Raw genomic sequence first — 19,442 nt, forward strand, 5'->3', positions numbered from 1 at the left:
TTTTGAGGGGCCGGTCGCGCAGACGCGCGGGCGGTCCCAAGTTGCCCTGAGCCGTGCGCAACCGGCAAAGCCCTGCGCATGTGTAGCACCCATTCCGGCTGCCCCCCGCCGAAACCGGCACCAAACCCCACACATCGTTGAGCCATGCGCCCAACCCACCATGATGGACACCTCACCACAGGAGGTATTTCCATGTCTGACTACACCACCCACAACGAAGGCGTCGGCACGACCGGCCTCGTTGTTGCCGCCGTTCTTATCGGTCTGTTCATCATCGTGCTCGCCATGCTGGGTTCCGGCTCGGTCACCGAAGGTGAAACCATGGTCGCGCCAGAATCGCTCGATGCTCCCGCTGTCACAGCGCCTGCAACTACGGTCCCTGCCGACGGCGGCTGATACTCAACACACTGTTTTCCTCCCCCATAAGGGCGGGTGCCACGCGGCACCCGCCTTTTTCGCGTTTGTCCAAAGGAGCGCCCCATGCTGATCCTTGAATGCCCCTATTGCGGTGTCAAAGCCGAGGAAACCGAGCTGCATGGCGGCGGTCAGGCCCATATCAAACGCGAAACCGTCGGCTCCGATGATGATGCGTTCGAGCACTACCTGTTCACCCGCGCCAACCCGCGTGGCGTGCATCTGGAGCGCTGGCGTCATGCCAATGGCTGCGGCAAGTGGTTCCACGCCGCCCGCGACACCACCACGCTGGAGGTCTTCGGCACCTACAGCGCCCAGACCTACGTGCCGCCGAAAGCCATCATCGACGCGATCACCGCCAAACGCCCCGACTGGAGCCTCAACGACTGGCAGGGCGCGACATGACCCTATCATTGCTTCCTAAATACCTCCCCCGGAGGGTCCGACCCTCCAACTCAGACGAAGGCCCGATCACATGAGCACCAGACTGTCCACCGGCGGCCGCCTGCTGAACAAATCCAGGCAGGTCTCGTTCCAGTTCAACGGCAAAACCATGCGCGGTTTTGAGGGCGATACCCTCGCCTCGGCTCTGCTGGCTAATGACCAGATGCTCATGGGCCGCTCGTTTAAATACCACCGCCCGCGCGGCGTGGTAGCGTCGGGCGCGGAGGAACCTAACGGCCTCGTCAACCTCGGCAAGGGCGGCAAGTTCGAGCCCAACGCCCGCGTCACCACGACAGAGCTGTTCGACGGGCTGACAGCGGAAAGCCAGAACCACTGGCCGTCGCTGGAATTCGACGTGGGCGTGGTCAACAACTACGCCTCGCGCTTCATGCCTGCGGGCTTCTACTACAAGACCTTCATGGCTCCGGCGCCCGCGTGGAAACACGTGTTCGAGCCGTTCATCCGCCGCGCGGCGGGTCTCGGCAAAGCCCCCAAAGACCGCGACGCGGACCGCTACGAACATTTCTACGCCTTCGTCGATGTCCTCATCGTCGGCGGCGGTATTGCGGGACTGCAAGCGGCCAAGGCTGCAGGTGATGCAGGTGCCAAGGTCCTATTGGTCGAGCAGACCGCCCATTGGGGTGGTCGTGCGCCTGTCGATGGCGTTGAAATCGGCGGGCAGCCCGCTCAAGAATGGATCAACGACACCATCCAAGCCCTTGAGAAGATGGACAACGTGTCCCTACGCACCCGCACCATGGGCGCAGGCGTCTATGACCACGGCTACGTCACCGCCTATGAGCGCCTGACCGACCACGCCCCCACCGATGAAGACCTGCCGCGCCATCGCCTATGGCGTATACGTGCGGGCCAGACCATCACCGCGACGGGCGCGATCGAGCGTCCGCTGGCCTTCGCTGGCAACGACATTCCGGGCGTCATGCTGGCCTCCGCCGTGCGCGACTACGCGACCAACTGGGCCGTCAGCCCCGGCGACCGCACGGTGGTCGTCACGAACAACGACGACGCCTACCGCACTGCGATCATCTTGAAGAACGCAGGGCTGGACGTCCCTGCGATCATCGACGCCCGCCCCAATGGTGGCGGCGCGCTGGCCGAAGAGGCGCGCGGCTTGGGCATCCGCATTGAAAACGGCAAGGCCATCGCGCAGGTCAAAGGCGGCAAGCGCGTCACCGGTGTCGAAATCACCACCCATGCAGGCGAGGGCAACGCCCGCGAAGCCATCGAGTGCGACGCGGTCGCGATGTCCGGCGGCTGGTCGCCGGTTGTGCATCTGTGGTCCCACTGCGGCGGCAAGCTGGTCTGGGATGACGGACAAGCCCATTTCCGCCCGAATCCCGACGCCGCGCCCAAAGGCGCCGATGGCGAACCGTTCGTCCTCACCGCAGGCATTGCCAGCGGGGCGATGGACAGCACAGCCGTTCTGGCCGACGCCGACAAGGCAGGTAAGAACGCCGCCAAACGCACGGGCCACACGCCCAAGCGCATGGCAGCCCCGAAAGCCAATACCACCGATGAGGCACCGCTCATGCCGGTGTGGAAAATGCCGCAGGGTGCTGGCTACAAGCTACGCTCCAAAATGTGGCTGGATTACCAGAACGACGTGAAGGTCTCCGACGTGCAGCTCGCCGCGCAAGAGGGCTACGAGAGCGTCGAGCATACCAAACGCTACACCACCATCGGCATGGCGACGGATCAAGGTAAGCTCAGCAATATCAACGGTTTGGCGATCCTTGCAGACAGCTTGAATGCGCCCATTCCGTCCGTTGGCACTACCACCTTCCGCCCGCCCTATACCCCCATTTCCATGGGCTCTATCGGTGGCGAGGCGCGTGGCGATATCTTCCAGCCGCTCAACCGCACACCGCTCCACGCTTGGGGTGACGACAACGGTGCCTATTGGGAACCCGTCGGCCACTGGCGTCGCGCTTATTGCTATCAACGCAGTGGCGAGACGGTAGAACAGGCGGTTCACCGCGAGGTCAAGGCCACCCGTGAAAGCCTCGGCCTGCTGGATGCGTCCACCCTTGGCAAGATCATCGTCAAGGGTCCCGACGCGGGCAAATTCCTCGACATGATGTATACCAACATGATGTCCAACCTGAAGCCGGGCAAATGCCGCTATGGCCTCATGTGTACTGAAAACGGCTTTCTCACCGATGACGGCGTGGTCGCGCGGATCGACGACGACACATGGCTTTGCCACACCACTACGGGGGGCGCCTCGCGCATCCACGGGCATATGGAGGAGTGGCTGCAAACCGAATGGTGGGACTGGAACGTCTACACTGTTAACGCGACCGAGCAATACGGCCAGATCGCCGTCGTTGGGCCCAATGCCCGCAAAGTGTTGGAGAAGCTGGGCGGTATGGACCTGTCCAAAGAGGCGCTCGGCTTCATGGAGTGGAAAGAGGGCAAGATCGGCGATTTCGACGCCCGCGTCTTCCGCATCTCTTTCTCCGGCGAGCTTAGCTACGAGATTGCCGTACCCGCCAGCCAGACTCGTGCCTTCTGGGACGCGCTGCACGAGGCGGGGGCGGAGTTCAACGCCACGGCCTACGGCACCGAAGCGCTGCACATCCTGCGCGCCGAGAAGGGCTTTATCATGATCGGGGACGAGACGGATGGAACCATCATCCCGCAAGACCTCGGTCTGAACTGGGCGCTGTCCAAGAAGAAGGAAGACTACCTCGGCAAGCGCGCGCAGGAGCGGGTGCACATGACCGATCCCGACCGCTGGCAGTTGGTCGGCTTGGAAACCGTCGATGGTTCAACCCTTCCCGACGGCGCTTATGCGGTCGCGGACGGCACCAACGCCAACGGTCAACGCAACACGCAAGGCCGCGTGACCTCGACCTACCATTCGCCGACCTTGGGCAAGGGGATCGCCATGGGGCTGATCCATAACGGGCCGGACCGGATGGGGGAGGTGATTGATTTCCCCAATCTCGACGGCTCTATCGTGCAGGCGAAAATAGTCAGTGCCGTGTTCTATGACCCCGAAGGGGAGAAGCAAAATGTCTAATGCTGTCAGCGCCTTGCAAGGCGCAACTTCTGAAGGTTTCGCAATGATCACCGAGGCAGGATTGCGCGGAATGATCACCCTGCGCGGCGATCTGTCGTCGGCAAAACTGAAAAAGGCGGTCAAATCCGCCGCTGGCGTCGATGTCCCTGCGCAACGCGCATGCAACAGCGCGGGCGCCAAGGCTGTCGCGTGGATGTCGCCCGACGAATTGCTGGTGATGGTGCCTTATGCGGAGGTGGTCGACGCCACATCCCGCCTCGCCAAAGCACTGGAAGGCGAGCACGCGCTGGCGGTCAACGTCTCCGACGCGCGGGCGGTGTTCACCATTGAAGGTGAGGGCGGGCGAGAGGTGCTGGCCAAACTTTCGCCCGTTGATTTGTCCCGCGAGGCCTTCACCACAGGCATGTTCCGCCGCACACGGCTGGCACAAGCTGCGGTGGCCTTCTGGTTGCGCGACGAGACCACGTTCGAGCTGGTCTGCTTCCGCTCCGAGGCGCAATATGTGTTTGACGCGCTGAGCATGTCGGCCAAGCCGGGTTCAGAGGTCGGATTTCTCTGACAGGCCACCACCGCTGACGGTTCACAATCTGTATGTTCTGGGCTAGGAAAGCTGCCATAGGCCAAACAGGATTTTGCTATGTTTTCTCGGATGTTCGCCGCCATAGTTGCAGCGCTGGTTTTGACAACTAACCCGCAGGGTGCACAGGCGCAGCAGGCCTTGGTGCAATGCACCAAAACGTCGGGCTCGTCGGGCTGGGTGCCTGACGCCTTCACCTATGCCCGCGAGGGGACCTCCAAGAAAGTCACCGTGTCCGACCCGTTGATCCTCGCCTTCATGAAGGTGCCGGTGACGGCCAAGGTCCGGCGGGACAACGCGCGACAGCTGGTGTTGACTTGGAAGGTCAAGGGCGTGCGCGACCGTCGCGGGTCCCGCACACCTGCCTTGGCGTTTCGTGCGGTGATCAACAAATCCGACCTGAGCTATAAGGTGGTGGCGACCCCGCTCGGATACCCCGATACGTTCACCGGAAGTGGCCGCTGCGCGGTCGTTCCTGCCGCGCAGGTCAAAGCCCTGACCGCGAAGATCAAGTCGGCGGGCAAGGCTGCGACCCAAAACGGCGGCATGCTTCATACTTTGTGGAAATCGGGGCAGAACCGAAGTTTCTCGTGCAAGGTAGGCAAGCCGCGCAAGGCCTATGACTGGTCCGCCACACAGGTGGCGATCCGCCAGAAGGCGAAAGCGGACGAGGCGGTGGTCGAATACACGACCCGAAGTGGCAAGGCCAAAACCCGCGCCAAAGTGAAACAATCGAAGAAGTTTGTGACCTATGTCTGGGCCCAAACGGTTGCCGACAAAAAGGGGCAAGGGTTCACCGAGCCGCTGAAGGCAACCGTGCAATATAAACTGAGCGTAGATATGAAATCGGGCAGGGCGTCACTGCAGTCCTCGGCGGCACCGAGCCGCCGCAAGTCGTCCTCCAGAGTACCCGTCAACTGCAAATAGGCTGGCGGCAGGGCGCTTGTTTGTCCAAACGAGCCTTGACCCCACGCCTTCGCGCCCTCAGTTATGCTAGGTAGATACTCATTCCAACAAGGGGGCCCAGATAATGGCTTTTACACTTCCCGACCTTCCTTACGCCCATGACGCTCTGGCTGATGCCGGCATGTCCAAGGAAACGCTGGAATACCATCATGATCTTCACCACAACGCCTATGTAACCAATGGCAACAAGGCCATTGAAGGCACCAAGTGGGAGGGCAAGTCCCTCGAAGAGATCATCACCGGCACCTATGACAAATCGGCTGTCGCGCAGAACGGGATATTCAACAACATCTCGCAGCTGTGGAACCACAACCAGTTCTGGGAAATGATGAGCCCGGGCAAATCCGCAATGCCATCCGAGCTGGAAGCGGCGTTGAAGGACAGCTTCGGCTCTGTCGACAAGTTCAAAGAAGAGTTCGCGGCCGCAGGCGCGGGCCAGTTCGGCTCCGGCTGGTGCTGGCTGGTGAAAGACACCGATGGCGGGCTGAAGGTCACCAAGACCGAAAACGGCGTGAACCCGCTCTGCTTCGGGCAAACCGCGCTTTTGGGCTGCGACGTGTGGGAGCATTCCTACTACATCGACTTCCGCAACGCGCGTCCGAAATACCTGTCCAACTTCATGGACAATCTGGTGAACTGGGAAAACGTCGCCTCGCGCATGTAATGTGTGGCTATCTTTAACGCCGAGGAACCCCGCCATTGTGCGGGGTTTTTCTTTGGGTTGGGGAACTATGACGGATGCGAGGGGTTGATCTTGTGAACCAACCTTAACGCAGGAGGTCCCCATGGCAGTGTGCCACAGATCCAAAGACAACACCCGCGAACTCAAATGGAATGAGGAGATGTCGCAATGACCAAACTTCCGCATAAAGCATGGGTGGTCGTTGCCGATGGCGAAAAGGCCCTGATTCTTGAAAACCTGACAGATGGGGAGAACCCCAATCTGGACGTGATCCGCAAGGATGAACAGGACAACCCCAAAGACATTGACCAGTCTGCCAACCGCCCGGGGCGGATGCATGACGGAGGTCCTGGCCACCGCTCCGCATTTGATGACACTGATTGGCACGAACTGGCCAAAGAGCGCTTCGCGAGCGAACTGGCAGACATGCTTTATGAGAAAGCCCATGCCGGACGGTTCGCCGCCTTGGTGATTGTTGCCGCCCCGGGGATACTCGGGGAGTTGCGCGACTCCATGCATCAGGAAGTATCGAACAAGGTTATTGGCGAGATCGACAAGACGCTGACCAATCATAGCGTGCGCGACATCGAAAAAATCGTGAAAGCGGAGCTGGCCGGATAAACCGGCTTGATGTGATTGAGCGCAGGCGATGCCTGCGCGCTGTTTTGTTTGAAAGGGCCTCCGAGCTGCCGCTCGGAGGCCCTTTGACTGTTTGGCAAGCGCTGGCGCAGACGTGATTGGCGATGCGTGCGGGGCTCTGGCATGTGTTTATGAGTATTTAGAACCAAATGGAGACATGAGATGCGCGCGATGTTGATTGTTGCCCTGAGCCTTTGGGCCGGCTTTGCCGCAGCGGACGTCACTGCGCGACCGGGATGGGTGGTGATGGAGACCTCTAAACCCTATGACCAGCTGGTGAAGGACGTCATAAAGGCGGTGAAGGCCAATAAAATGGGCGTGGTGACCCAAGCGGGACCCACAGGTGCCGCCAAGGCGCGCGGGATCACCATTCCGGGCAACCGCGTGATTGGCGTGTTCAACAACACATTTGCCGTCCGGATACTGGCGCTGTCCACGGCGGCGATGATCGAAGCGCCGGTCCGCCTTTATGTGACCCAGACGCAAAGCGGCGCGACGCTTAGCTACAAAACGCCGTCATTGGTGTTTGCGCCTTACATGGAAGAGTCAGACCCCGACCTTGGCGTGGCCGCATCGGAGCTGGACGTGATCTTTATGACCATTGCTGAGGCCGCTGCCGGTTGATACCAGCGTCCTGAGCTTTGAAGGAGACGGAAATGGGCAGCCCAAAACGCGCCGCTGACTTGCTTGCCGAGCGGCTATTCGAGGCCGGGTGCCGCCATGCGTTCGGCATGCCCGGCGGCGAGGTGCTGACGCTTGTTGATGCGCTGGAGAAAGCCGGGATCGAATTCGTGCTGTGCAAGCACGAGAACGCCGCCGGTTTCATGGCCGAAGGGGTGCATCATGTGAACGGCGCGCCCGCAATATTAGTAGCCACCGTCGGGCCGGGGGCGATGAACGGTGTCAATGTGGTGGCCAACGCCCATCAGGAGCGGGTGCCGATGATCGTGCTCACCGGATGCGTCGACCCCGATGAAGCGCTGACCTATACGCATCAGGTGCTTGATCACCGGCGGGTGTTCGACGAGATCACCAAAGCGACCTTTACCCTGACTGTTGAAGGGGCCGACATCGTGGCCGACAAGGCGGTGGGGATTGCCACAGAAGGGCGCGGCGGCCCCGTTCATATCGACGTGCCGATTTCTGTGGCAGACGCGGTCGCGGCCCCGAAGCTGCGCCGCCGTGCGCCAGCGGGCAGGACCGCGCCCGTCGGGGATGATCTGGCATTGGCCCGTGCCTGGCTTGATGGGGCGGAGCGACCGGTGATCATCGCCGGATTGGATGTGCTGTATGATGACAGTGCAGCGGAGTTATTGCGGTTTGCCGAAGTTTTGGGCGCGCCCGTGATCACCACCTACAAGGCCAAAGGGGTGATCCCTGAGACCCACCCGCTAGCGTTAGGTGGGGCAGGGCTGTCGCCTTTGGCGGACACACATCTTTTGCCCTTGGTGCGGCAGGCCGATCTGGTGATCTGCGTCGGATACGATCCGATCGAGATGCGCCCGGGCTGGCGCGAGGTGTGGGATCCCGATCAGGTGCGGGTGATCGACATATCGGCCGCGCCGAACCATCATTACATGCACCAAGCGGGACTGAGTTTCGTGTGTGACACGGGGGCCGCCTTGCGGGCGTTGACGACATCCGGCGCGGTGCGCGACACGTGGCCTGAGGGCGAGGTCGCGGCCACCAAATCCGCGCTGGCAGCAGCGTTCCCGACAGATGAAGCATGGGGCCCCGCAGCGATTATCGCCACCTGCCGCGACACGCTGCCCGAGGATGCCATCGCCACCGTGGACAGCGGGGCGCACCGGATATTGCTGTCGCAGATGTGGACCTGTCAATCGCCGCGCACATTGCTGCAATCCTCGGCGTTGTGCACGATGGGATGCGCGGTGCCGCTGGCGATGGGGGCGAAATATGCGGACCCTGCGCGCTGTGTGGTCAGCTTTTCAGGCGATGCGGGGGCGTTGATGGTGGCCGGCGAGTGGTCCACCGCCAAAGAGCACGGGCTGAACACGATCTTCGTGGTCTTCGTCGACCGCTCCTTGTCCCTGATCGAGTTGAAACAGCGCCAGCGGCAGATGGGCAATGCGGGGGTGGATTTCGACGCGCATGACTTTGCTGCGATCGGACGGGCTTTTGGCGGGGAGGGGCATACGGTGACCTCGCGCGCGCAATTGCAAGACGCCTTGACGGCGGCGATGCAGGCTGAGACCTTCACCGTGATCGCCGCCCTGATTGACCGGAAGGCCTATGACGGGCGGATCTAGATTTTAATGCCTCCGGCGGAGGTACTTATGAAGCAATGATGGGCGGACAAATGACAGGCGCTTTGGACGGAATTAAAGTGCTGGATCTCAGCCGCATCCTGGCAGGTCCGACCTGCACGCAACTGCTTGGTGATTTGGGAGCGGAGGTCTGGAAGATCGAAAACCCCGGCTCTGACGGGGATGATACCCGCAAATGGGGCCCGCCTTTTGTGGACGGACCTGACGGCCAGCGCACCGATTTGTCCGCGTATTTTATGTGCGCCAACCGCAACAAGCTGTCTGTGAGCGTGGATATCGCGACACCGGAGGGGCAGTCGATCATTCACCGACTGGCGGCGCAGGCGGATGTGGTGATCGAGAATTTCAAACCAGACGGGCTGAAGAAATACGGGCTGGATCACGACAGTCTTTTGGGTGCGCATCCGCAGCTGATCTATTGCTCGATTTCCGGCTATGGCCAGACCGGTCCCAACCGCAGCAAGCCGGGATACGACCTGATGGCGCAGGGCTATGGCGGCATCATGTCCCTGACCGGAGAGCCGGAGGGCCGCCCGATGAAGGTCGGCGTCGGCATCGCGGATGTGATGTGCGGCATGTACGCGACGGTGGGCATTCTGGCAGCGCTGCGCCACCGGGACTCCACCGGAGAGGGGCAGCATGTGGACATCGCCCTTGTCGACAGCCAGATCGCGTGGCTGATCAACGAAGGCGTCGCACATCTGACCACCGGCAAGGAGCGCAAACGCCAAGGCAATGAACATGCCACGATCGTGCCGTACCAAACCTTCGAGGCCGCGGATGGCCATGTGCTGGTGGCGGTCGGAAATGACAGTCAATATGCTCGGTTCTGCGACTATCTGGGGCGGCCCGATCTGGCCGAGGACCCCGCCTTTGCCACCAATCCTGCGCGGATTGAAAACCGCACCAAGCTGTTGAAAATCATCGAAGGTTTGATGGTCGAGCGGAGCATGCAGGACATCCTCGACGGGCTGGAGGCGCGCAAGGTTCCGGTGGGGCCGGTGAATACGCTTGGGCAGGTCTTTGCCTCCGAACAAGTCGCGGCACGCGAGATGAAGGTCGACTTGGCGCGGGACGATGTGCGCGGCGGGGCGGTGTCGTTGATCGGGAACCCGCTGAAGTTCTCGAAGACACCCGTCACCTATCGCCGCCCGCCACCGCATTTCGGCGAGGACACGGATGCGGTGCTGGAGTGGCTGGAGCAGGTGGCAAAGGCCGCTCCGCAGTCATAGCGGGCAGCCTCGTGCGGACGAGTTTGTGATGCAGGGACGTCTTAGGCCGGTGCGCCAGGGATTTGCGCAATGGCGAGTGCCAACACGACCAGCAGCACCGCCAGCACCGGATAAGTGAGCTTGTAATGTTCGCGGTGAAAGGTCCATCCGGCCGCCCCCATACCCGGACCCGTCAAGAGCGCATCGATCAGCGCCTTGGGGCGCAACACCATGTAAGCGGCGGTGTAACCCGCGATCGCATAGATCAGAATTTGGATTAGATGTTGCATCCTGCGTCCTCCTGCGCGGCATTCCTACCCATCCAGAATGGAACCTCTAAGGCCGTCGGGTGGCGGTTTTGGGGCGATGACCACAGGGAGACGACACGGCGTGCCCTGCTCGAAGCCGTTATGACGCTGGCGTTAAGCCCTTGGTAAATCGGCGCAATGCCGCGCACATGCCCTGTTTTTGATCACCTATCCCCCACGCGGCCTCACGTATGCGTTATTCGGCGGGCCCAACCGTTTACCGGTGCCGACTAATCGCTATCACAGAGGATGCGGGCCTTGGTCTGCACCAGAATCAACAGTGAGACCACAACATGTATCAAGACGTATTCGGGCAAGACACCACGCTCAATTCCCGCGACGCGCTTGAGGCGTGGAACAAAACACTGATGGCCTTCATGGCCCATGGGGCGGCGACGCCGACGCATCTGGGTGACACGCTGACCCGCGATCCGGATTTTGCCTTGGGACATGCGGTGAAGGGCATGTTCTATTTGCTGCTGGGGCGCCGCGAATTGAGCGAAACCGCCCGCGAGGCACTTGGGTTGGCGGAGGCGTCGACCCTGGCCACCCCGATCACCGCCCGTGAACGCTCCTTTGTCGATGCGTTGAAGGCGTTCTACACGGGTAGTCTGACGCAGGCGATCCAGCATCTGGAAGACGTGCTGGCGGTGCATCCTGCCGACACTTTGGCGATGAAACTGAGCCATGCGATCCGCTTTGTGCTGGGCGACGGCGCAGGAATGCGCAAATCGGTAGAGGCGGTTATGGGGGCCTACGGACCGGACCATGCGGGGCGGGGCTACCTGTTGGGTTGTCACGCTTTCACGTTGGAAGAAACCGGTGAATATGCCCGCGCTGAAACCGTCGGGCGCATGGGGCTGACCGTCAGCCCCGACGACGCGTGGGGTCTGCACGCTATCGCTCATGTTTACGATATGACCTGCGATGCCGAAGGCGGGTTGAAGTGGCTCGAAGGCCGCGAGGCAGCGTGGTCCCATTGCAACAATTTTCGCTACCATGTGTGGTGGCACAAGGCGTTGATGCATCTTGATTTAGGCCAGAACGACGCGGTGCTGGCGCTCTACGATACCCAGATCCGTGCCGACAAAACCGACGATTACCGCGATATCTCCAACGCCACTTCACTGTTGTCGCGGTTGGAGCTGAACGGCATCGACGTCGGCGACCGTTGGGAGGAGCTGGCAGACCTGTCGGCCAACCGCACCGAAGACGGCTGCCTGATCTTTGCCGATTTGCACTACCTTCTGGCGCTGATCGGCGGGTCGCGCAAACAGGCGATTACCAAGCTGCTGGGGCGCATGCATCGCGACGCGCAATCAAACCGGCTGGAGATGGACCGGATCATGGCCAGCCCCGGCCTCAGCGCTGCTGCCGGACTGGAAGCGTTTGGCGAGGCGGATTACAAGACCGCCTTTTTCAATCTGGCGCGCGCACGTAATACGATGCAACGGGCAGGCGGCTCGCATGCCCAACGCGACGTGTTCGAGCGTCTGACCATCGACGCGGGCATCCGCGCGGGCCTTCTGGATGACGCGGAAACCATACTCAAAGACCGGATACGCAAGCGCGGGGGGTGTGTAGACGGCTACGCCGCCGCCCGTTTTTCGCTCATTTCCGAAGGGCGTGACGCAAGCTCTTGCAAGGCCCGTGTCCCTGCTGAATAAGCGCGCAGTAGAATCGGCGAAAAGAAACGCAATATCATGACCATGGCCTCCAGTTCCTCTCTTTCTCCAGCCGCGGGCGCATATGCGGCCAGCGCGACGGCGTCGGGTACTTCTGGCGTCACCACGCGTGATCCACGGCTCGATTTTTATCGTGGTATTGCGATGATCATCATCCTGTTCGCCCACACGCCGGGAAATTTCTTTACCAGCTGGATTCCGGCCCGTTGGGGCTTCTCCGACGCGACGGAAATCTTCGTTTTCTGCTCGGGGATGGCATCGGCCATCGCCTTCGGGCGCACGTTTGACCGCGCCGGATGGGTGCTTGGCACCGCCCGCGTCGGCTACCGTGTATGGCAGGTCTACTGGGCGCATATCTGCATGTTCTTCACCATCGCCATGATGGTGGCGTGGTGGGACAGCTTCGGGGTGTTCGGCAAGGAATACATCAACTCGCTGAACCTCGTGCCGATTTTCGAGGGCCGCACCGGCAGCACCACAGGGATCGTCACCACCACCGCCGACAATCTGGTCGGGCTGTTCTCCTTGACCTACGTGCCGAATTATTTCGACATTCTGCCTATGTATATGGCGATCCTTGTGATGATGCCCGTCGTCATGGCGCTGAGCCGCGTTAACCTGTGGTTGACCGCCGCCGTGGTCGTGACCGTCTGGCTTTTCGCGCAAGAAGGGGTGCTGGAATGGCTCGGGGCCAGTCATCTCTGGCTGAGTCTGCCGGCAGAGCCTTGGTCGGACCGTCACTGGTTCTTCAATCCGTTCGGTTGGCAACTGTGCTTTTTCACCGGTTTCGCCTTCATGCGCGGCTGGATTCCCGCCCCGCCGGTCAAGACATGGCTGATCGCACTTGCTGCTGTGATCGTCGTGGCCAACATTCCCTTGTCCAATATCGGGGTGCGCGCGGTCAATCAGGAATGGTTCGGCGCGTTCGAGGGCAATCCGGTGATCGACTGGCGCGTTGCCAACAAACCGCTGATCGACAAGTCGTCCTTCGCCATTCTGCGCTATGTGCAATTCCTGTCGCTGGCTTACCTCGCTTGGGTCGTCGCGGGCGTGGGCGGTCACCGTTTGATTGCAACGGGCGGCTCCGCGCTGTCTGACGCTTGGGGCAAATTCGTCAAGATCATCATGAAGATCGGCCAGCAAAGCCTTGCTGTGTTTGTCTTTTCCATGGTGTTCGCGCGCATCGCGGGCTTCACGATGGATCAGGTAGGCCGTGAAACAGGCACGGTTGTCTTGGTCAACCTCGTCGGCGTCGCCGCCTTGATTGCCGTGGCTTACTTCGTGGCTTGGATCAAAGGCACACCATGGAAACCCGCGAAAGGGGCTGCCGCATGAGCCTGTCGCGCCGCTCTTTCCTGACCATGCTTGGGGCCGCCACTATGGCTGCCCCCGCAAGCGCACTGCCGATGTTCAAAGGCAAGGCGGTCCCGTTCTCGCTCGACTGGCTGAAGGCCGAGGCGCAGCGCCTCGCGGGTGAAGACTTCGCGCCCATGCCCGAGGTGCCGGACGCGTGGAAAAACCTGACCTATGACCAGTACAAGGCGCTGGTGTTCAACACCAAGAAAGCGCTCTGGTCCGACACCGATCGCGCCTTCCAGATGGATTTCTTTCACCCCGGTCTCTACTTTCCACGCCCGATCGAGATCAACATCGTCGAGGGCGACACTGCCCGCAAGCTGGGCTTCGATCTGTCGCTGTTCAAACGCTACGAGCAGTTCCCCAAAGAGCTGGTCGACGCCGCCATGGCCGAAGACCCGATGGACAGCACGCTGGGCTATTCCGGCCTGCGCCTGCGCCACGAGTTGACCAAACCGGGCCGCTTCGAAGAATTCATGGTGTTCCAGGGTGCAAGCTATTTCCGCGCCATCGGCACCGGCCAAACCTATGGCCTGTCCGCCCGCGGTCTGGCACTGAACACTGGCGAGGCGGAGGGCGAGGAGTTCCCCGAATTCACCCGTTTCTGGGTTGAGGCCCCGTCAAGTGACGCCACCACAATCACCGTCCACGCCTTGCTCGACGGCCCGTCCACAACAGGCGCCTACAGCTTCCGCATCACACCGGGTCAACCTGCGCATGTGACGGTGGAGGCGACGCTCTTCCCGCGCACGGAGTTGACCCATGTGGGCCTTGCCCCGCTCACCTCGATGTTCCTGTTCGACCAGACCAACCGCGCCCGCTTCGATGATTTCCGCGAGGCCGTCCATGATAGCGAGGGATTGCTGGTCTGGAATGGCGCGGGCGAGATGCTCTGGCGTCCGCTGGCCAACCCGTCCAACTTGCAGGTCTCCAGTTTCGTAGACACCAATCCACGCGGCTTCGGTTTGATGCAACGCGCCCGCCACTCCGAGGATTTTGCCGATCTGGAGGCGCTTTACCACAACCGCCCATCACTCTGGATCACGCCGCAAGGCGATTGGGGGCAGGGGGCGGTGACCTTGGTGGAAATCCCCTCCGACAAGGAAATTTACGACAACATTGTCGCCTATTGGCGGCCCCGTGATCCGATGGCCGCTGGGCAGGGCTACAGCTTCGCCTACCAGATGGCATGGGGCGGAGAGCCCGAAGACACACGGCCGGTTTCGCGCGTGTTGAACACCCGTATCGGCAAGGGCTACGACAAGGAAAAGCCCTATATCATCATGGCCGTCGACTTCGCGGATCACGAGGCGTTCGGCACCAAGGAGGCGGACCTCGAAGACATCACGCGGTTTATAAGTGCCAATCGCGGCACCGTTAGCGATGGCATCTTGCAGCGTAACGCGGGAACCGGCGGCGTACGTCTCGCGTTCAAGTTCGAGCCGGGTGACGTGGCCTCGGCGGAACTTAGGTTGCAGCTGGTGAAAGACGGAAAATCACTGACCGAAGTGTGGCTCTACAGGTGGACCGCATGACCGCGCATGGCCCGATAACCCGCATGCCGATGATGCCGCCGGAACAGCCTTTGGCATTTCCGGTGCAAGACCTGTCCTCGGACTATCGCGACGGGGCAGCACCTGCGCTGCCGACCGACCCGTCCACGCGGCTTTGGCGGCTGGCGACATTCCTGCCCGCGATCATCACCACAGGCGGGTTGATTGCCGCCTTCACCGACTGGTTCGCCATGGGCGGCTTGTCGGTGTTCGAAGGCTTGCTGATCGCGCTGATCGCCTGCACGTTTTTCTGGATTTCCCTGTCGGTGTCCACTGTCACAGTCGGGCTGGTCAACATGATGCGCCCCCGCCGCGCGGCGTTGGACAAGCCCGCGCCCGCGCAGGACGTCGCGCTGTTGGTGCCGGTCTATAACGAGGTGCCTTGGGACGTGTTCGGCAACGCTTGCGCCATGCTCGAAGAGCTGGACCGCACGCAGCATCCGCACAGCTACACCCTTTTTATCCTGTCTGACACCCGCGACGAGGTCATCGCCGAGCAAGAACTGCGCGCTTTCGCCATGTTGCGCGCCAATCTGCCGGACCACATCGCGCTGCACTACCGTCGCCGCGTTGACAATATCGACCGCAAGGTCGGCAATCTGGCCGATTGGGTGCAGCGGTGGGGCGGTGGCTATGACGCCATGCTGGTGCTGGACGCTGACAGCCTGATGTCTGGTCAAGCGATTATCACCCTGACCGACGAGATGGCGCACGATCCCTCTGCCGGCCTGATCCAGAGCTTTCCGCAACTGTTCGGGGCGGAAACGCTGTTCGGACGTGTGCAACAGTTCTCCAGCACCATTTACGGCGCGGCCCTTGCCGAGGGGCTGGCCCGTTGGGCGGATCACGAGGGCAACTACTGGGGCCATAACGCCATCATCCGCACCGCCGCCTTCGCATCTTGTGCGGGGCTGCCACGGCTGGACACGTTCCGCTCCAAGGGCGCGTTGATCCTCAGCCACGACTTTGTCGAGGCGGGTCTGCTGCGCCGCGCGGGCTGGGGTGTGCGCTTCATGCCGCAGGTCAAAGGCAGCTATGAAGAAGTCCCCGCGACGCTGATCGACTACGTGCTGCGCGACCGCCGCTGGTGTCAGGGCAACCTGCAACACCTCAACATCCTTGGCTCCAAGGGTTTTCATCCGGTCACCCGCTTCCACCTGTTCCATGGTGCGATGGGCTACCTGCTGTCGCCCGCATGGTTCGCGTTGCTGACCGTCTGGGCGCTGATCGGCAAGGGCGAGGAAGCCAACGTCATCCGCTATTTCACCGGCGAAAACCCGCAGGTGGCGTGGCCCGAAATGGGCCATGTCAGCAACCTTGCCATTCTGGTGTTCATGTATGGCATGTTGCTTGCGCCGAAGTTCCTTGGGGCGGCCGCGCTGCTGCGCTCCGGCCCGTCGCTGCGTGATCTTGGCGGGGCGGGGCAGTTCGTGCTGTCCTTCGTGACCGAGATCATCGTCTCGGTGCTCTACGCGCCCATTTTGATGGTGCAGCAAACCATTGCCGTCGCCCGCACATGGATCGGTTTCAAGGAAACATGGTCCCCGCAAGCCCGCCAAGGCGGGCGCTACGGCTTTACGACCGTGCTGAAATTCCACGCGCTGGAAACAGTCGCGGGGGCCTTGCTGGTCGCAGGTATGGCCGAGGGGATCATCACGCTGTGGCTGCTGCCCATCGCGGGGTCTCTGGCCCTTGCGGTGCCGTTGTCGATGCTGAGCGGCGCGAAGCTGACGCGGTTCAAATGGACGTCCCGCCAGCTTGGCACGGCGGAGGTGTTCAACGCCCCCGCGATCATCCAAAGCGCCAAGCGCGAGCGCTCCCGCATTCGGGTGGTTTTGGAGAATGCCGACCAGGTCGCCGCCGAATAGCTACTCCAGCGCTTCGAACCAGTCCAACGCCATAACCGCCCAGCCTTTGGGGATGCCATGCGCGCCTTGGTGCAGGGCAAACTCCAGCGCACCTGCGTCACAGGTGTCCCAGCTGCGCCGCCAGAACTCGCCGGAGGTGTCGAACGTGTCAGCGCGCATGTTCTTGCAGCCGTTGGTTTCCCGCCAGATTTGCATCGCTTGGAACACATCGCCTTGATAGATGCGCCCGCCACCCAAAGGACGGCCTTCCAGCGGCACGGTGGTGTCGCGCCAGCCATGGGTGTGGAGCAGTTTAACAGGGCCTTTGCACGCATCCATCGCCGGATGGGGCCGCCAGAAGCTGCCCGCCACAGGGGCGTAGGCGTGGGCCAGATCAGGCGCGTCGCAGGCCAGATAGGAGGTCATCGACCCGCCAATAGAGAACCCCGCCAGCAAGATACGGTCGCGGTCGACACCATGATTGGCGACGGCGTCGTCGATGACGGCACGGACAAAAGCCAGCTCGTCGCGTTGTTGCACCCGGTCGGGATGGAAGGACCAGCCGGAGCCGAAACGCGAGTTCGGGCGCTTCAATCCGTTGGGGCCGATTACCGCATAACCGCGCTTCAGGATTGGGCCACCCATCCGCAGGATACCGGTGCCTTTACCACCTGCGCCGTGCAGAAACACTACGGCGGGGACCGAACCATCCGCGTCTTCAGGTGCCTCGATATGATAGCTGCCAAGCGGCAGCTCGCAGGGCTGTTCCGCGTCGCCGCAGGCAAGGGCGGGGGTGGCCAGAAAGGCCAATGCAGCGAGCCATTTCATCGGATCACCGGAAGCCCGCGCTTCAGCCATCCCGGTCCGGCCCGCGATCCTTGCATGCCTTCCGGCACGTCGATGATGTTACTGAACCCCGCCGCTGCCAACTGGTTGCTAAGCCGCGCCGAGCGCACACCGCGCGCGCAGATCAGGGCGACGGGCAGGGCGGTCTCTCCGCCCGTCAGTGTTAACAATGCGTCCACGAAATCCTCACGCCGCATGTCGAGCCGGGTGGCACCTTCGCCGGAGCCCGTGCGTGCCCATTCATCGGGGCGGCGAATGTCGACCAACAGGATATCACCCGCCACGGCCTGCTGATGTGCGGTGGGTGGGTCGATATGCACAGCCTCCGACGCCTCGGTGATCGCAGAGTAAAACAGGTTGCGCCCGCCCGCGGCATAGATCATGCCACCCGCCAGAACGATTGCTCCGCCGGTCAGCAGCGCACGCCTCGACAGATCGGCCATCAGCTTTGGCCTTGGGTATATTTCGCAACGATCCCTGCCGCCGCCTCCGGTGTGATGACGGGGGGGACAAGGGTCAGCAACTTGCCCTGCGCGTCCAGCAAATAGAGAAAGCTGCCATGGGCATAGACGGGGCCGTATTCGGGGTCGCTGAAAACCTCCTCGGTTTCGATCTGGTAGGCGTCATAGGCCACTTGCAATTGCATCGCCGTGCCGGTCAGCCCGACAAAATCCGCATGATGCTGCGCCAGCGCGGGGCCGAGGGTGTCGACTGTGTCGCGGGCCGGATCGACGGTGATCATGACAGGTGTCACGGTGATCCCCTGTTCAGCCACTGCATCCGCCACCTGCGCCATCATCGGTAGCGCGGCAGAGCAGATTTCGCGGCAATTGGCATAGCCGAAGAACAGCAATTGCGGATGTCCCTGCGGGTCAGCCTGCGTGCGTGCGGTCCCTGTCTGGTCAACCAGTTCGAACGCCCCGCCCAGATTGAAGGGCAAGGGGGATTGATCCGCCAGCGCCGGAGAACACAGCGCCAACAGGGCAAAGACGGGCTTGATCACTCGAACAGCTCCTTGATCAGTTCGGCGTCTTTCTCGAGGCCCAGCCCGAAATGTCCGGTCTCGGCCAGATGCGCATTGACGCGCGGGTCGCGGCGGAACCACGGGCCTTTGCCTTTGGCCTCGGGGTATTTGGCGGCCCAGACCTTGCTCCAGGTGTTGGCTTTGGTCCAGTCCTCGGTTCCAGCCTCGCGGATGGTTTGGACCTGATAGATGTTGCTTGCCCCTTTGATGTCTTCGTCCTCGATCAGCAGCCCGTCCACCTCGACCGACTTGCCGCAAAACGGCAGCAGGTCCACGGTGGCCCCCTGAAAGCCGCTTTGCGCGTTCTTGTTGGGGAAAACCAGCACGCCATCCGCGGCGCGCAAAAGGCCCAGCTGGCGGTTGCCGTCGCCGCAATTGTCCGGGCAGTCACCGGTGACCTCGCAGGTAATGTCGACCACCTTGGCCTCGAAGAAGGCTGGGGCCTCGGCATAGAGATTCCAGCTTTTGGCGGTGGAGCCTTCGGAGAAATCAGCCGCGGCGGCGGGGCTGGCGGCGATCAGGGCCGATGCGATGATGCGTTTCATGAATACGGCCC

General features: G+C 61.8%; 19 protein-coding genes. 14 read left to right on the forward strand and 5 right to left on the reverse strand.

The annotated features are described in order from the left end of the window. Positions 1-192 precede the first annotated feature (192 nt). The 10 genes from BDE40_RS03680 (at position 193) to BDE40_RS03725 (ending at position 10,288) form a co-directional block, all read left to right on the forward strand. The gene (locus BDE40_RS03680; protein WP_121024600.1) at positions 193-396 is read left to right on the forward strand and encodes a hypothetical protein; all 204 of its coding nucleotides are present in this window, start codon (positions 193-195) and stop codon (positions 394-396) included. An 84-nt stretch (positions 397-480) separates the two neighbouring features. Beyond that, the gene (locus tag BDE40_RS03685; RefSeq protein ID WP_134012925.1) at positions 481-819 is read left to right on the forward strand and encodes a sarcosine oxidase subunit delta; all 339 of its coding nucleotides are present in this window, start codon (positions 481-483) and stop codon (positions 817-819) included. 70 nt (positions 820-889) lie between these two features. Continuing rightward, complete coding sequence (locus BDE40_RS03690; protein ID WP_134012927.1) at positions 890-3,904, forward strand: sarcosine oxidase subunit alpha family protein; 3,015 nt, start codon at positions 890-892, stop codon at positions 3,902-3,904. Further along, positions 3,897-4,463 carry a sarcosine oxidase subunit gamma gene (locus BDE40_RS03695; protein ID WP_134012929.1) on the forward strand — a complete coding sequence of 189 codons (567 nt, stop codon included), beginning with the start codon at positions 3,897-3,899 and terminating at the stop codon, positions 4,461-4,463. Before BDE40_RS03690 ends, BDE40_RS03695 begins: the two co-directional genes overlap by 8 nt. Positions 4,464-4,541: 78 nt before the next feature. Beyond that, positions 4,542-5,408 (forward strand): hypothetical protein, encoded by an 867-nt coding sequence (locus tag BDE40_RS03700; RefSeq protein ID WP_134012931.1) that lies wholly within the window; start codon positions 4,542-4,544, stop codon positions 5,406-5,408. Between the two features lie 103 nt (positions 5,409-5,511). Next, a complete protein-coding gene (locus tag BDE40_RS03705) occupies positions 5,512-6,111 on the forward strand; it encodes a superoxide dismutase (RefSeq protein WP_134012933.1) in 600 nt (199 codons plus the stop codon). Between the two features lie 186 nt (positions 6,112-6,297). Continuing rightward, positions 6,298-6,750 carry a host attachment family protein gene (locus BDE40_RS03710; protein ID WP_134012935.1) on the forward strand — a complete coding sequence of 151 codons (453 nt, stop codon included), beginning with the start codon at positions 6,298-6,300 and terminating at the stop codon, positions 6,748-6,750. Positions 6,751-6,930: 180 nt separating this feature from the next. Continuing rightward, positions 6,931-7,392 (forward strand): DUF302 domain-containing protein, encoded by a 462-nt coding sequence (locus BDE40_RS03715; RefSeq protein WP_134012937.1) that lies wholly within the window; start codon positions 6,931-6,933, stop codon positions 7,390-7,392. Between the two features lie 32 nt (positions 7,393-7,424). Next, on the forward strand, positions 7,425-9,038 hold the full coding sequence (locus BDE40_RS03720; RefSeq protein ID WP_134012939.1) for a thiamine pyrophosphate-binding protein: 1,614 nt from the start codon (positions 7,425-7,427) through the stop codon (positions 9,036-9,038). A gap of 35 nt (positions 9,039-9,073) precedes the next feature. Beyond that, on the forward strand, positions 9,074-10,288 hold the full coding sequence (locus tag BDE40_RS03725; RefSeq protein WP_246030348.1) for a CaiB/BaiF CoA transferase family protein: 1,215 nt from the start codon (positions 9,074-9,076) through the stop codon (positions 10,286-10,288). Between the two features lie 41 nt (positions 10,289-10,329). Here the strand turns inward: BDE40_RS03725 and BDE40_RS03730 are convergent, their stop codons facing one another. Further along, entirely contained in the window at positions 10,330-10,557 is a 228-nt protein-coding gene (locus tag BDE40_RS03730) for a hypothetical protein (RefSeq protein WP_134012941.1), read from the reverse strand. 311 nt (positions 10,558-10,868) lie between these two features. On the opposite strand from BDE40_RS03730, the gene BDE40_RS03735 reads away from it, so the two are divergent. Genes BDE40_RS03735 through mdoH form a run of 4 tightly spaced genes read left to right on the forward strand, consistent with a single transcriptional unit; the run spans position 10,869 to position 17,037 of the window. Next, a complete protein-coding gene (locus BDE40_RS03735; RefSeq protein ID WP_134012943.1) occupies positions 10,869-12,242 on the forward strand; it encodes a tetratricopeptide repeat protein in 1,374 nt (457 codons plus the stop codon). 42 nt (positions 12,243-12,284) lie between these two features. Then, complete coding sequence (locus BDE40_RS03740) at positions 12,285-13,595, forward strand: OpgC family protein (protein WP_134013758.1); 1,311 nt, start codon at positions 12,285-12,287, stop codon at positions 13,593-13,595. After that, complete coding sequence (locus BDE40_RS03745) at positions 13,592-15,151, forward strand: OpgD/OpgG family glucan biosynthesis protein (RefSeq protein ID WP_134013759.1); 1,560 nt, start codon at positions 13,592-13,594, stop codon at positions 15,149-15,151. The genes BDE40_RS03740 and BDE40_RS03745 overlap by 4 nt, the downstream gene beginning before the upstream one ends. Then, positions 15,148-17,037: a glucans biosynthesis glucosyltransferase MdoH gene (mdoH, locus tag BDE40_RS03750; protein ID WP_246030350.1), complete on the forward strand. Its 1,890-nt coding sequence runs from the start codon at positions 15,148-15,150 to the stop codon at positions 17,035-17,037. Before BDE40_RS03745 ends, mdoH begins: the two co-directional genes overlap by 4 nt. Here the strand turns inward: mdoH and BDE40_RS03755 are convergent, their stop codons facing one another. From BDE40_RS03755 to BDE40_RS03770, 4 genes are read right to left on the reverse strand one after another with little or no spacing between them, the layout of a single operon-like run. Further along, the gene (locus tag BDE40_RS03755; protein ID WP_246030351.1) at positions 17,038-17,874 is read right to left on the reverse strand and encodes a CE1 family esterase; all 837 of its coding nucleotides are present in this window, start codon (positions 17,872-17,874) and stop codon (positions 17,038-17,040) included. It lies immediately after the preceding gene. Beyond that, positions 17,841-18,305, reverse strand: a complete 465-nt coding sequence (locus tag BDE40_RS03760; protein WP_134012947.1) for a rhodanese-like domain-containing protein — start codon at positions 18,303-18,305, stop codon at positions 17,841-17,843. The genes BDE40_RS03755 and BDE40_RS03760 overlap by 34 nt, the downstream gene beginning before the upstream one ends. Further along, complete coding sequence (locus BDE40_RS03765; protein ID WP_134012949.1) at positions 18,305-18,865, reverse strand: SCO family protein; 561 nt, start codon at positions 18,863-18,865, stop codon at positions 18,305-18,307. The genes BDE40_RS03760 and BDE40_RS03765 overlap by 1 nt, the downstream gene beginning before the upstream one ends. Beyond that, positions 18,862-19,431, reverse strand: a complete 570-nt coding sequence (locus BDE40_RS03770; RefSeq protein ID WP_134012951.1) for a hypothetical protein — start codon at positions 19,429-19,431, stop codon at positions 18,862-18,864. The genes BDE40_RS03765 and BDE40_RS03770 overlap by 4 nt, the downstream gene beginning before the upstream one ends. Positions 19,432-19,442: the final 11 nt, after the last annotated feature.

This window comes from Litoreibacter halocynthiae (assembly GCF_004365635.1).
Taxonomy (GTDB): domain Bacteria; phylum Pseudomonadota; class Alphaproteobacteria; order Rhodobacterales; family Rhodobacteraceae; genus Litoreibacter; species Litoreibacter halocynthiae.

What these genes read in the sequence shown, in the direction of transcription:
- BDE40_RS03680 (WP_121024600.1), top strand. Translation starts at nt 193, where the DNA reads ATGTCTGACTACACCACCCACAACGAAGGCGTCGGCACGACCGGCCTC.
- BDE40_RS03685 (WP_134012925.1), top strand. Translation starts at nt 481, where the DNA reads ATGCTGATCCTTGAATGCCCCTATTGCGGTGTCAAAGCCGAGGAAACC.
- BDE40_RS03690 (WP_134012927.1), top strand. Translation starts at nt 890, where the DNA reads ATGAGCACCAGACTGTCCACCGGCGGCCGCCTGCTGAACAAATCCAGG.
- BDE40_RS03695 (WP_134012929.1), top strand. Translation starts at nt 3,897, where the DNA reads ATGTCTAATGCTGTCAGCGCCTTGCAAGGCGCAACTTCTGAAGGTTTC.
- BDE40_RS03700 (WP_134012931.1), top strand. Translation starts at nt 4,542, where the DNA reads ATGTTTTCTCGGATGTTCGCCGCCATAGTTGCAGCGCTGGTTTTGACA.
- BDE40_RS03705 (WP_134012933.1), top strand. Translation starts at nt 5,512, where the DNA reads ATGGCTTTTACACTTCCCGACCTTCCTTACGCCCATGACGCTCTGGCT.
- BDE40_RS03710 (WP_134012935.1), top strand. Translation starts at nt 6,298, where the DNA reads ATGACCAAACTTCCGCATAAAGCATGGGTGGTCGTTGCCGATGGCGAA.
- BDE40_RS03715 (WP_134012937.1), top strand. Translation starts at nt 6,931, where the DNA reads ATGCGCGCGATGTTGATTGTTGCCCTGAGCCTTTGGGCCGGCTTTGCC.
- BDE40_RS03720 (WP_134012939.1), top strand. Translation starts at nt 7,425, where the DNA reads ATGGGCAGCCCAAAACGCGCCGCTGACTTGCTTGCCGAGCGGCTATTC.
- BDE40_RS03725 (WP_246030348.1), top strand. Translation starts at nt 9,074, where the DNA reads ATGATGGGCGGACAAATGACAGGCGCTTTGGACGGAATTAAAGTGCTG.
- BDE40_RS03730 (WP_134012941.1), bottom strand. Translation starts at nt 10,557, where the DNA reads ATGCAACATCTAATCCAAATTCTGATCTATGCGATCGCGGGTTACACC.
- BDE40_RS03735 (WP_134012943.1), top strand. Translation starts at nt 10,869, where the DNA reads ATGTATCAAGACGTATTCGGGCAAGACACCACGCTCAATTCCCGCGAC.
- BDE40_RS03740 (WP_134013758.1), top strand. Translation starts at nt 12,285, where the DNA reads ATGGCCTCCAGTTCCTCTCTTTCTCCAGCCGCGGGCGCATATGCGGCC.
- BDE40_RS03745 (WP_134013759.1), top strand. Translation starts at nt 13,592, where the DNA reads ATGAGCCTGTCGCGCCGCTCTTTCCTGACCATGCTTGGGGCCGCCACT.
- mdoH (WP_246030350.1), top strand. Translation starts at nt 15,148, where the DNA reads ATGACCGCGCATGGCCCGATAACCCGCATGCCGATGATGCCGCCGGAA.
- BDE40_RS03755 (WP_246030351.1), bottom strand. Translation starts at nt 17,874, where the DNA reads ATGGCTGAAGCGCGGGCTTCCGGTGATCCGATGAAATGGCTCGCTGCA.
- BDE40_RS03760 (WP_134012947.1), bottom strand. Translation starts at nt 18,305, where the DNA reads ATGGCCGATCTGTCGAGGCGTGCGCTGCTGACCGGCGGAGCAATCGTT.
- BDE40_RS03770 (WP_134012951.1), bottom strand. Translation starts at nt 19,431, where the DNA reads ATGAAACGCATCATCGCATCGGCCCTGATCGCCGCCAGCCCCGCCGCC.